The 11,337-nt window shown below is 74.1% G+C and carries 11 protein-coding genes; 5 read left to right on the forward strand and 6 right to left on the reverse strand.

Going from position 1 to position 11,337, the window contains the following annotated elements:
- Positions 1 to 326 precede the first annotated feature (326 nt).
- Positions 327 to 689 (forward strand): hypothetical protein, encoded by a 363-nt coding sequence (locus IF23_RS0118635; RefSeq protein WP_030285069.1) that lies wholly within the window; start codon positions 327 to 329, stop codon positions 687 to 689.
- Between the two features lie 76 nt (positions 690 to 765).
- On the opposite strand, the gene IF23_RS0118640 is transcribed toward IF23_RS0118635, so the two are convergent.
- Together IF23_RS0118640 and IF23_RS0118645 are read right to left on the reverse strand one after the other, a co-directional pair.
- Complete coding sequence (locus tag IF23_RS0118640) at positions 766 to 1,248, reverse strand: NUDIX hydrolase (RefSeq protein ID WP_030285071.1); 483 nt, start codon at positions 1,246 to 1,248, stop codon at positions 766 to 768.
- Between the two features lie 41 nt (positions 1,249 to 1,289).
- Complete coding sequence (locus IF23_RS0118645) at positions 1,290 to 2,282, reverse strand: GlxA family transcriptional regulator (RefSeq protein ID WP_030285073.1); 993 nt, start codon at positions 2,280 to 2,282, stop codon at positions 1,290 to 1,292.
- A 69-nt stretch (positions 2,283 to 2,351) separates the two neighbouring features.
- Here IF23_RS0118645 and IF23_RS0118650 point away from each other — a divergent pair, with 69 nt between their 5' ends.
- A complete protein-coding gene (locus IF23_RS0118650) occupies positions 2,352 to 3,293 on the forward strand; it encodes an NADP-dependent oxidoreductase (RefSeq protein WP_030285075.1) in 942 nt (313 codons plus the stop codon).
- Positions 3,294 to 3,331: 38 nt separating this feature from the next.
- Here the strand turns inward: IF23_RS0118650 and IF23_RS0118655 are convergent, their stop codons facing one another.
- Positions 3,332 to 3,799, reverse strand: a complete 468-nt coding sequence (locus tag IF23_RS0118655; RefSeq protein ID WP_030285077.1) for an Lrp/AsnC family transcriptional regulator — start codon at positions 3,797 to 3,799, stop codon at positions 3,332 to 3,334.
- A gap of 81 nt (positions 3,800 to 3,880) precedes the next feature.
- Between IF23_RS0118655 and IF23_RS0118660 the strand changes: the two genes are divergently transcribed.
- From IF23_RS0118660 to IF23_RS0118670, 3 genes are all read left to right on the forward strand, one after another.
- Positions 3,881 to 5,164, forward strand: coding sequence for an APC family permease (locus IF23_RS0118660; RefSeq protein WP_030285079.1), 1,284 nt, complete (start codon positions 3,881 to 3,883; stop codon positions 5,162 to 5,164).
- A gap of 159 nt (positions 5,165 to 5,323) precedes the next feature.
- Entirely contained in the window at positions 5,324 to 6,385 is a 1,062-nt protein-coding gene (locus IF23_RS0118665; RefSeq protein WP_037678619.1) for a YhgE/Pip domain-containing protein, read from the forward strand.
- Between the two features lie 343 nt (positions 6,386 to 6,728).
- Entirely contained in the window at positions 6,729 to 7,214 is a 486-nt protein-coding gene (locus IF23_RS0118670; protein WP_030285082.1) for a subtilase-type protease inhibitor, read from the forward strand.
- A 105-nt stretch (positions 7,215 to 7,319) separates the two neighbouring features.
- Here the strand turns inward: IF23_RS0118670 and IF23_RS0118675 are convergent, their stop codons facing one another.
- The 3 genes from IF23_RS0118675 to IF23_RS0118685 all read right to left on the reverse strand — a co-directional run bounded on the left by IF23_RS0118675 (position 7,320) and on the right by IF23_RS0118685 (position 11,172).
- A complete protein-coding gene (locus tag IF23_RS0118675) occupies positions 7,320 to 8,387 on the reverse strand; it encodes a S1 family peptidase (protein WP_030285084.1) in 1,068 nt (355 codons plus the stop codon).
- 619 nt (positions 8,388 to 9,006) lie between these two features.
- Positions 9,007 to 10,038, reverse strand: coding sequence for a slipin family protein (locus IF23_RS31410; RefSeq protein ID WP_051739691.1), 1,032 nt, complete (start codon positions 10,036 to 10,038; stop codon positions 9,007 to 9,009).
- A gap of 228 nt (positions 10,039 to 10,266) precedes the next feature.
- Positions 10,267 to 11,172, reverse strand: coding sequence for a S1 family peptidase (locus IF23_RS0118685; RefSeq protein WP_030285088.1), 906 nt, complete (start codon positions 11,170 to 11,172; stop codon positions 10,267 to 10,269).
- Positions 11,173 to 11,337: the final 165 nt, after the last annotated feature.

The following is an 11,337-nucleotide window of genomic DNA, read 5'->3' on the forward strand; positions in this document are numbered from 1 at the left end:
CACGTCTGCAACATTGCTCGACATCAAGATATCTCGTGGCGGGCCCCTTCTCGACAGGGCCCTGGAAGCGGGTTTCCCCGGAGCCCTCCGCCGCTCCGTCCGGCACCGCCCACGGAACCTGAGCCCGCGCTTAGTTGGACCTTAAGAGAGCCTTATGGATCACTCCGGAGGCCGCTTCGGCGTCCGATCGGGGGCGCGGGTTGGCTAGCGTTCCGGTGACGAGGCGGGTGCGCGGGTCGGCGACCGGCATGCCGGGGAGGGTACTGCCGTTCACCACCCGGTCCCCCACCGCACCCGCCTCGCCACCGGCGCGACAAGGAGATCCCATGCCCGTACTCCGCACGGCCTCCCGCACGCCGGTGACCTCCGTCCGGCCGGTCCCGCTCGCGCTCGCCGCACTGGCCGCGCTCGCCGGGACCCTCGCCTGCACCACGCCCGCCGCCGCACACACCCCGCAGCCGCGCCCCGCTGCCGCACGGGACGCCTCGGGGCCGCGCGCCGCCGTACGGGATGCCGCTCTCCCGCACGGCGCCGCGCGCGAGGCGGCGCACGGGCGGGATGCCGGGCACGGGACGGACGGCAAGGGGGAGGCGGGGCCGCCGGCCCTCGGCGGTATGGCGCTGCTGGCCACCGGCGCCGCCTTCCTCTTCGCCCGCCAGCACCACAGGGCGGTACGCGGCCGGGTCTGAGCCCGGACCGCCGCGAGGGCTCCGGGGAGCCGCTCGGGGAGCCGTCGAACGGCTCCCGGGTGGCTCCCCGCCCGGTTCACTCCCCCGCCGTCAGCCGCTCCGCGAGCCGGTCGACAAAGGCGCGCTGGGCCGTCACCAGGCGGGTGCGGGCCTCGTCGGGGGTGCACCAGGCGACCCGGTCGATCTCCGGGAAGGTGCGGACGGTGCCGGAGCGCGGCGGCCAGACCATCGTGAAGGTTCCGGGCGTGACCGCACCGGGGTCGAGGTCCGCCTCGACCGCCCAGACGGTCACGGTCTTGCCGCCCGCCTGCCGGACCTCGCCCAGCGGGAGGTGCGGCCCTTCCGGCGGCGGCAGGCCCAGTTCCTCGGTGAACTCCCGCGCGGCCGCCTCCCGGGGCTCCTCCGGCGGGACGTACTCGCCCTTCGGCACCGTCCAGGCGCCCGCCTCGCGCCGCGCCCACAGCGGGCCGCCCATGTGCGCCAGCAGGACTTCGAGGCCACGGGCGCCGGTGCCGCCGCGGCGGAAGAGCAGCAATCCGGCGCTGCGTCTCGCGGCCACGGTGCCAGTGTGCCCGGCCGCCGCGGCGGGCGCCCGGCGGCTCAGGTCCGGGCGGCGGGGCGGTCGGCGCCCGCGGCGGAGGGGCCCGCCGCGCCGCCGCGGAAGGTGCGGCGGTAGGCGAGCGGGGAGACGCCGACCGCCGCCTGGAGGTGCTGGCGCAGGGACGCCGCGGTGGCGAAGCCGACCTCGCCCGCGATCCGGTCGACGGAGAGGTCGCTGGCCTCCAGAAGATGGCGGGCGCGCTCCACCCGCTGCCGGATCAGCCAGCGGCCGGGGCTCATCCCCAGCTCCTGCTGGAAGCGGCGGGCGAAGGTCCGTCCGCTCATCCGTGCCCGGCCCGCCAGATCGGCCAGGGTGAGTGGCAGATGGAGGTGGTCGAGGGCCCAGGCGCGGGCCGCCGCGGTGCTCTCCGCGGCGGGCGAGGGCACCGGGCGCTCGATGTACTGCGCCTGCCCGCCGTCACGCCAGGCGGGGACGACGCAGGCGCGCGCCACCCGGTTGGCGATCTCGCTGCCGTGGTCCCGGCGGACGAGGTGCAGGCAGAGATCGACCCCGGAGGCGGCGCCCGCCGAGGTCAGCACGTCGCCGTCGTCGACGAAGAGCACGTCCGGGTCGACGCGGACGCGCGGGTGGCGGCGGGCGAACTCCGCCGCGTCGAACCAGTGGGTGGTGGCCGGGCGGCCGTCGAGCAGTCCGGCGGCGGCCAGGACGTGGGCGCCGGTGCAGATGGAGACGAGGCGGGCGCCGGGGCGGACCCGGGCCAGCGCGTCCGGCGCCTCGGTGACCGCGGACGGCGGAATGATCACCGTATCGGCGGATTCGAGGGCCTCGGGTCCGTGGTCCGCGGTGATCGTGAAATCGGCGCGGGTGCGGACCGGGCGGCCGTCCGCGCTACAGGTCACGACGGTGTACCGGGCGGGGAGGGAGCCGAAGATCCGGGCGGGGATGCCGAGTTCGAAGGGGTAGACGCCGTCGAGCGCGAGGACGACGACGCGGTGCGGGGCGGCGACCGGGGCGGGCTCGGAAACGGACATGGCACGATCCTAGCGGAGGATGGCAATCCTGCCATTTTCCTGATCCGCCCCGGCGGGCACCGTGGAGCCATGACGAAGACGATGCGAGTGATCAGCCAGGACACCTTCGGCGGCCCCGAGGTGCTGACGGAGACCGAACGGGAGCGGCCGGTGCCGGGCGTCGGCCAGGTGCTGGTGCGGGTGCGCGCCGCCGGGGTGAACCCGACCGACTGGAAGAACCGGCAACGCCGGACCACCGTCTCCCGGCCGCTGCCGCTGGTGCTCGGCTGGGACGTGTCCGGCGTGGTCGAGCAGGTCGGCTGGGGCGTGGCGCTGCACGAGGTGGGCGACGAGGTGTTCGGGATGCTGCCCTACCCGGACGGCGTCGGCGCCTTCGCCGAGTACGTGCTCGCCCCCGCGCGGGCGCTGGTGACCAAGCCGACGGAGATCGACCACGTCCAGGCCGGTGCGCTGCCGCTGGCGGCGCTCACCGCCTGGCAGGCGCTGGTGGACACCGCCGGTCTCCGCGAGGGGCAGCGGGTGCTGATCCATGCGGCGGCGGGCGGTGTCGGGCATCTGGCGGTGCAGCTCGCCAAGGCGCGCGGGGCGTATGTGATCGGCACCGCGAGCGCGCCGAAGCATGCCTTCGTCCGCGGGCTGGGCGCCGACGAGATGATCGACTACCGCACGGAAGACTTCGCCGAGGCGGTGCGGGACGTGGACGTCGTCCTGGACACGATCGCCGGGGAGTACGGTCCGCGGTCGCTGCGCACGCTGCGCCCCGGCGGGGTGTACGTGAGCATCCTGGGCACCGACGACACGGTGCGCGCCGAGGCCGATCGGCTGGGTGTCCGGGCGGCGGGCATGGTCGTCGAGCACGATCAGCAGGGCATGCGGGCGCTCGCCGAGCTGGCGGCGGCCGGGCGGCTGCGCGCGGAGATCGCCGCGACGTTCCCGCTCGCGGACGCCGCCAAGGCCCATGAGCTGGGCGAGACCGGCCGCACCGCGGGGAAGATCGTCCTGACCGTGTGAGGCGCGGGGCCCGGGCGTCCTGCCCGGGCCCGTACGGGTCAGGGTGCGGCGGGTGGCAGCGCCTCGACGACGCCGTTGGTGACGTGCTGGTAGATCACCGAGCTGCGGCAGTCGACGACCTCGCGGCGCTTGAAGACCTGGTCCATCAGGAGGGCGTGCAGCCGGTCGACGTCCGGGACCGCCACATGCACCAGGAAGTCGTCGCCGCCCGCGACCACATAGACGCTCAAGACCTCGGGCAGCCCGGTCAGGAACGCCTTGAACCGCTCGATGACCTCGCGGTTCATCGGCCGGATACGGACCGTCAGCAGCGCCTGGACGGGGCGGCCCAGGGCGCGCAGGTCGACGGTGGCGCGGTAGCCGGTGATCACGCCGCGGGCGCGGAGCGCGCGGACCCGCTCCAGGCAGGTGGAGGGGGCGATGCGCAGGGTGCGGGCGAGGTCGCGGTTGGTCTGCCGCGCATCGCGCTGCAGTTCCCGGACAATCGCCGAATCAATGTCGTCCATGGCACCCCATGATGGGCCCTGTACCGAATTTCCTTCGGTCGGCCCTTCTTTGGATCATTCAGCCGGATAGCTTCCCCGTCCGTGACCGTACAACAGACATCGCTTTCCGCCGTCCGACCGTCGCCTGTACGGCGGCTGGGCGTCGGTGGCGGCACCGCGCTGTGCGCCGGTGCCGTGCTCGGGCCCGGGGTGCTGACCCTGCCGTCGCTGGCCGCGGCGGCCGCCGGGCCCGCCTCGCTCCTCGCCTGGATCCTGCTGCTCGCCCTGTGCGTACCGGTGGCCGCGTCCTTCGCGGCGCTCGGCGCGCGCCATCCGGACGGCGGCGGGGTCGCCACCTATGTGCACCGCGCGATGGGGCCGCGCGCCGCGGCCACGGTGGGCTGGTGGTTCTACGGCGCGGTACCGATCGGGGTGGTCTCGGCCGCCTGGATCGGCGGCAAGTACGTGGCGGACGCGGCGGGCTGGGGCCAGACGGGCGCCGCCGTCGTCGGCGGGCTGGTCGTCGCCGGGGCGCTGGCCTCCAACGCGGTCGGGCTGCGGATGTCGGGCCGGGTGCAGCTGCTGCTCGGCGCGGGGCTCGCCGCGGTGCTGCTGGGCACGGTGCTGGTGTCGGCGCCGCGGGTGAGCGCCGCGCACTTCACCCCGTTCCTGCCGGGCGGCTGGTCGTCGGTGGGGTCGGCGGCGTCGGTGCTGTTCTTCGCGTTCGCCGGGTGGGAGGCGGCGAGCCATCTGTCCGGGGAGTTCGCCGACCCGGCCCGCGACCTGCCGAAGGTCACCCGTAACACCCTGCTGACCATCACCGTGCTCTACCTGGGCCTCGCGGTCGTCACCCTCGGCGTGCTGGGCCCGGCGGCGGCGGAGACCGACACCCCGCTGACGGTGCTGCTCACGCGGAGCGTGGGCACCGCGGCGCGGCCGGTCGCCGCGGTGGCGGCGCTCTTCCTCACCTTCGGGGCGGTCAACTCGTATCTGGCGGGCGCCTCCCGGCTCGGTGCGGCGCTCGGCCGGGACGGGGCGGCGCCGCGGGCGCTGGCCAAGGGCTGCGGGCCGGGCGAGGTGCCGCGCCGGTCGCTGGCGGTGCTGGGCGGCGCCTGTGTGCTGCTGGGCGTGGCCGCCGGGTTCGGCGGCGCCGATCTGGATCTGCTGATGCGGGCGACCGCCACCTGTCTGGCGGCGGTGACGCTGGCCGGGCTCGGCGCGGCGCTGGTGCTGCTGGAGCGGCGCACCTGGCTGTGGTGGGGCGTCCTCGGCTCCGCCGTTCTCACCCTGGGGGTGCTGGCGTTCTCCGGTGCGCTGCTGCTCCTGCCGCTGGCCCTGGCGGTGGCGTCGTTCCTCTTCCTGACGGTGCGCCGGTCGCGGTCCTGAGCGGGGCGGGGCCCGGGCCCGGCTGTCGCCGTCCGACCCGCCCGGGGCCCGTCGCTCCGTCATTCGGCCCTGTCCGCTCTGCGCGATCGCTGCTCCGACCGGAGGATGTGGGAGCACCGCCGGGGACGGGCACCGGCGCGACACGGCGAGGAGCGGCCCATGGCCACGACCGACGACCCCACCCGGACGACCTTCCTCCAGGAGGTGCGGAGCGCGGTGAGCGCCCGGGCCGCGCTGCTGGTCATCGGCGTACTGGGGCTGATGGTCGCGTTCATCACCTCCTACGCCGGTGCCTTCCACTCGCCGAAGCCGACCGATGTCGCGCTCGGTGTGGTCGCGCCCGAGCAGGCCCGCGGTCAGCTGGTGACCAAACTCGACGGGCTGCCCGGCTCGCCCCTGGATCCGCGTGCGGTGCCGTCCCGGGCGGCGGCGCTCCAGCAGTTGCGGGACCGGAAGATCGATGCGGTGCTGGTCGTCGACCCCCGCTCGACCACCGACCGGTTGCTGGTCGCGAGCGGCGGCGGGGCGGCGCTGTCGCAGGCGACGGAGGCGGTCGTCGGGGCGGCGCTGAAGGCCGAGGGGCGCACCGTGCGGACCGAGGACGTACGGCCCGCGGCGGACGGCGACTCGCGCAGCCTGTCGTCGTTCTACCTGGTCGTCGGGTGGTGTGTGGGCGGGTATCTCTGTGCCGCAATCCTGGCGATCAGTGCGGGCGCGCGCCCGGCCAACACCCATCGTGCGGTGATCCGGCTGGGCGCCCTCGCGGTCTACTCGATCGTCGCCGGGCTGGCCGGGGCGGTGGTGATCGGACCGGTGCTGAACGCGCTGCCCGGCAGCCTGTTCGGGCTGTGGGGGCTGGGCGCGCTGGTCGTCTTCGCGGTGGGGGCGACCACGCTGGCGTTCCAGACGCTGCTGGGGGTCATCGGCATCGGGCTGGCGATCCTGGTGATCGTGGTGTTCGGCAACCCGAGCGCGGGCGGTGCGTATCCGTATCCGCTGCTGCCGCCGTTCTGGCGGGCGATCGGTCCCGCGCTGCCGCCGGGCGCGGGCACCTGGGCATCGCGCTCGATCGCGTACTTCGGCGGCAACGGCATGACCTCGGCGCTGTGGATCCTCGGCGCCTGGGCCGTGGGCGGGGTGCTGCTCAGCGTCGTCCTCGCGGCACTCCGTGACCGGGACCGCCGGAACAACTCGCTGGCGCCGGTGGCCCCGCGTACCTGACCGGACGCGGCGGCCGCACGGCCCCGGAAGCACCGCGTCCGGGCCGCCTCACCTCCCTGTACGCACCGCCTTCGGGCCATTCGGGGAGCGTCGGGCGGCGCCCGCCGCCGGGGGCCGCGGCCGGATCCGCACGGCCGGGGCGGACCGGCTCCGGGCGGGCACCCCGTGCCAGCAGCGAAGGCACCGCTCCGCCGCCGGATCTCCACATCTCCACCACATCCTTCGCGCCACTACCCACGGCTTTCATCCATCGACTCGAAGTGAGCGACGGAGATGCGGACGCCCGGCGGCTGGGCCAGACTCCCGTCCGGTATCTGAACCTACGGGCAAAGGAGTGTTCGCAATGCGGTACATCGTTGGGGTCGTCGCGCTCGGCACGGCTGTGGTCACCGGCTCGCTCGCCACCACCGCGCAGGCCACCACCCCGCCGGTCACCACCGCCGCCCCGGCCGCGGTCGTCGCCCCGGCCGCCGACCACGCCCAGGCCCGGTCCGCCGGGCTCTACGCACCGACCGCCCTCGTGCTGACGGTCGGCCAGGGGGAGGACCGCGCGGACGCCGCGGTGCAGCGCGCCGTGACCCTGAGCTGTGCGCCGACGGCGTCCGGCACCCACCCGCTGCCCGGCACGGCCTGCACCCGGCTGCGCGCGGTCGACGGCGAGTTCGAGCGGGTGACCCGCACCGACGACACCAAGGTGTGCACCCGCGAGTGGAACCCGGTCGTGGTCACGGCGGACGGGGTCTGGCAGGGCAGGCGCATCGCGTACACGCACACCTTCGCCAACTCCTGTGAGCTGCGCTCCGCGGCGAACACCGTCTTCGCCTTCTGACCGGGCCCGGACACGCCCCGGCCCCCGGACGCCGTACACGTCCGGGGGCCGGGGTCACCGTCCCACCGCGCCGGGGATCCGGCGGGCGTACGGTCCGGTGGAGCGTCAGCCGATCTCGGCGCCGAACTTCTGCAGGGCCGCGGGGACCGGCTGGAAGAAGGTCTCACCGCCCTGCGAGCAGTCGCCGCTGCCGCCGGAGGTGAGGCCGAGGGCGGACTCACCGTCGAAGAGGGCGCCGCCGCTGTCGCCGGGCTCGGCGCAGACGTCGGTCTGGATCAGCCCCTCGACCGAGCCCTCCTGGTAGTTGACGGTCGCGTTGAGCGCCTTGACCGTGCCGTCGTGCACCTGGGTGGTGCTGCCACTGCGCTTGACCTTCTCACCGACGGTCGCGTCCGCGGCCTTGGTGATCTTCTGCGGGCTGCCGCTGTAGAGGTCCACCTCGCTGGGGTGCTCGGTGTCGCCCGTGTACTTGACGATCGCGAAGTCGTTGCCCGGGAAGGTCGAGTCCTCGGTGGTGGCGATCTCCTGGCCGCCCTGCTGGTCGGACCAGCTCTTGACCGCGTTGCCGCAGTGACCGGCGGTCAGGAAGTACGGCTGGCCGCCCTTGACGACGTTGAAGCCGAGCGAGCAGCGGGCGCTGCTGCCCCAGATCGCGTCGCCACCGGCGATCAGCGGCTTCAGCTCGCCCTGCGTCCGACGGAACGTCACCTTGTCGCCGAGGCCCTTGGTGACCTTGGTGATCTTGGCGAGGGCGTCACCCTTGACCGTGCGGTCGGCGGACACGACGACCTTGTTGGTCCGCGGGTCCACGCCCCAGGAGGTACCGGGGATGGTGGCGTCGGCCTTCAGCGTCCGACGGGCCGAGTCCAGCTGGGCCATCGAGTACTTGACCATTCTGGCCTCGGCACCCTTGGCCCGTACGGTCTTGGCCGCCGCGTCGTTCACGACGTTGACCACGAGCTTCTTGGCCTGGGCGTCGTAGTACGAACCGGCGGTGCCCGCCGAGTTGACCTGCGAGGCGAGGGTGGTCGCCGCGGCCGGGGAGAGCTTCGTCGGCTGCGGGACGGATGCTGCGTTGGCGCTGTTCAGAGTGAGCGTGGCGGTGGCGGCGAGAGCCAGGGCTCCCGCGCCGGCCAGGACCGCGCGGCGCTGGGGTATGCGACGGTGCTTCAACTCGGTACCTCCCGTGGGGGGAAGGGCCCGCGAGGGGGGACACGGACCCGAGAGTGTGGGGGAACAGGTCACGGACGGACGGCTCCCCGCAACACACCCGGGAAGTCGCGTCCATGCCAACGTGCGCCGCCGAGTATTCCCACCTGTCTCACCCGTGCACAAGACCGAGTTCCGGTCTCGCCGCCGGGAGTTCACCGCTTCCCCATCCGTCGGTCACACCGATATCCGCGCACGTCCGTCCCGAGTACGGACACTGCCGCCCGCCCCACGCCCCCGGCGCGTCCCCGGCCGGAGCGCGCCGCCCCCTGGCCGAAAATCTTCGCCCCGCACCCTCCCGACACCGCCGGAGCCGCCCGCGCACCGACACCCGCGCGGGCCCCGCGGCGGATGTGCCGCGGGGCCCGCGTGAGGGGGTGTCATCCGTGGGGGCGGTGAACGGTCCGGCCCGCGACGGCGGTCCGGTGGGCCGGTTCGGTGTTACCGGCGGGACGGTCCGGTATTCCCGGTGGGCCGGTCCCGTGGTCCGGCGGGGCCGGTCGGATCCGCCGCCGGGCGCGCCGGGGAGGGGGCGTATTCCGCCGCTCCGGCCACCGTGGCCGGAGTGTTCCGGTCGGACCGCTCAGGCTCCGGCGCCCCGGCTGCCGCCGTCGGCCTCGTCGTCGTGGAGCCGTCCGATGTCCTCGATGACACCGTCCACGTCCTCGATGCCGCCCACGTCCTCGACGGGGGCGACGGGCTCCGGCTCCCCCGCCGCGTCCAGGTAGTGACCGGGCCGGTGCGCCGGGTCCGGGCCGAGGTCCGGCGGGGAGCCGTCGGCGCTCGCGCCGGACGGGTGCGGCTGGCCGGACGTACCGGTCTCGGCCTCCGCGCGGGCCGTTTCGGCCTGGGCCTGGAGGCCGGAGCGCTCCAGGAAGCGCAGCAGCTCCACGGGGAAGGGCAGCACCAGCGTGGAGTTCTTCTCGGCGGCGACGGCCACCACGGTCTGCAGCAGCCGCAGTTGGAGGGCGGCGGGCTGGTCGGACATCGCCTGGGCGGCCTCGGCCAGCTTCTTCGACGCCTGGAGTTCCGCGTCGGCGTTGATGACGCGGGCGCGGCGGTCACGGGTGGCCTCCGCCTGGCGGGCCATCGACCGTTTCATGGTCTCCGGCAGCGACACGTCCTTGATCTCCACCCGGTCGATCTGGACGCCCCAGCCCAGCGCGGGGCTGTCGATCATCACGGCGAGGCCCTGGTTGAGCTTCTCGCGGTTGGAGAGCAGATCGTCGAGATCGCTCTTGCCGATGATCGAGCGGAGCGAGGTCTGGGCGACCTGGGAGACCGCGAAGCGGTAGTCCTCGACGGCGATGACGGCGTCGGCGGCGTCCACGACCTTGAAGTAGACGACGGCGTCGACGCGGACCGTGACGTTGTCGCGGGTGATGCCCTCCTGCGCGGGCACCGGCATCGTCACGATCTGCATGTTGACCTTACGCATCCGGTCCACACCCGGGACGATCATGGTGAAGCCGGGGCCGCGGACCGCGGACTTCAGCCGACCCAGCCGCAGGACCACGCCGCGTTCGTACTGCTTGACCACGCGCGCCGCCGCGAGGAGATAGACGACGCCCGCCGAGGCGAGGGCGACCCCGCCGGTCACCAGCTCTTCCAGCATCACGGCCCCCTGACTGGCCTCTGCCGCTCCGACCGGTTTGCGTTCTTTACCATGGTATGCCCGGATCGGTGGGCAGGGCCCGGCACCAGGGGCCGGGGAACACGGGAGGCCGGGCCCCCGCCCGCCGGCAGGCGGGGGCCCGGCCCGGACCGGACCGTCGTCCGGCCGTACGCCGATATCAGCGGATCAGGAAGATCGGGGGCGGGGAGCAAGGCCGCCCCGAGGGGATCAGTAGACGCTCACGCCGTAGGCGCTGAGCGCCTCGGTGACGGGCTGGAAGAACGTCGTACCGCCCGAGGTGCAGTCGCCGCTGCCGCCGGAGGTCAGGCCGAGGGCCGTGGTCCCGGAGTAGAGCGGGCCACCGCTGTCGCCGGGCTCGGCGCAGACGGTGGTCTGGATGAGACCGGAGACGATCTCGCCGTTGCCGTAGTTCACCGTCGCGTTCAGGCCGGTGACCTTGCCGCTGTGGACGCCGGTGGTGGAGCCGCGGCGGGTGACGGTCTGGCCGACCGTCGGGGTACCGGCGCTGGTGATGTCCTGGCTGCCGACGGTGCCCTCGTGACTGACCGACCCGGTGTACTTCACGATGCCGTAGTCGTTGCCGGGGAAGCTGGACCCGGCGGTCGGCCCGATGCTGGTGGAGCCCGAGGAGTTGCTGTACCAGGGCGGGTTGCCGTCGGTGCAGTGACCGGCCGTCAGGAAGTAGTACGTGCTGCCGCTGCGGACGTTGAAGCCGAGCGAGCAGCGCCAGCTCGGCGCGTAGATGGCGTCGCCGCCGGAGATCAGCTTGCGCAGGGTGCCGGGCGTCCGCTCGACGCGTACCGCACCGGCGTTGCTGCCCGCCGCGCGCTCGACCTTGGCGAGGTCGGCGCGGGAGACGGTGCTGTCGGCGGTGACGACCACCTCGTTGGTGGCCGGGTCGACCGCCCAGGCAGTGCCCGCGACATCGGCGGAGCGGACGGCGGAACTGGCCGCGGAGAGCTGGGCGGCGCTGTACTTCGGGGCGGCCGCGGAGTTCTGTGCGGTGGCGGTCGGGACCGCGATGGCCCCCACGGCCAGCAGTCCGGTGGCCACGGCGAGCAGTCGGGTGCGTCTCGCGACGCCGCTGCGGGGAATGGTGCGCTCGTTCCTCACGTGATTCCTCCGAGGGGATCGGTGGGCCGCCCGTGGCGGCCCGTGAGGCGCAGTCGAGGGGCGCGCCGCGGATTCCGCACACGGAGATCCGCATCTTCCGCACGATCGTTTTTGCGTGCCCCTGACAAGCGCTGACCGGAGTCTCGGACGGATCCAGCCGTCGCG

Source organism: Streptomyces catenulae (assembly GCF_000718015.1).
Lineage (GTDB): Bacteria > Actinomycetota > Actinomycetes > Streptomycetales > Streptomycetaceae > Streptomyces > Streptomyces catenulae.

What these genes read in the sequence shown, in the direction of transcription:
- IF23_RS0118665 (WP_037678619.1), top strand. Translation starts at nt 5,324, where the DNA reads ATGGCCACGACCGACGACCCCACCCGGACGACCTTCCTCCAGGAGGTG.
- IF23_RS0118650 (WP_030285075.1), top strand. Translation starts at nt 2,352, where the DNA reads ATGACGAAGACGATGCGAGTGATCAGCCAGGACACCTTCGGCGGCCCC.
- IF23_RS0118645 (WP_030285073.1), bottom strand. Translation starts at nt 2,282, where the DNA reads ATGTCCGTTTCCGAGCCCGCCCCGGTCGCCGCCCCGCACCGCGTCGTC.
- IF23_RS0118670 (WP_030285082.1), top strand. Translation starts at nt 6,729, where the DNA reads ATGCGGTACATCGTTGGGGTCGTCGCGCTCGGCACGGCTGTGGTCACC.
- IF23_RS31410 (WP_051739691.1), bottom strand. Translation starts at nt 10,038, where the DNA reads ATGCTGGAAGAGCTGGTGACCGGCGGGGTCGCCCTCGCCTCGGCGGGC.
- IF23_RS0118635 (WP_030285069.1), top strand. Translation starts at nt 327, where the DNA reads ATGCCCGTACTCCGCACGGCCTCCCGCACGCCGGTGACCTCCGTCCGG.
- IF23_RS0118655 (WP_030285077.1), bottom strand. Translation starts at nt 3,799, where the DNA reads ATGGACGACATTGATTCGGCGATTGTCCGGGAACTGCAGCGCGATGCG.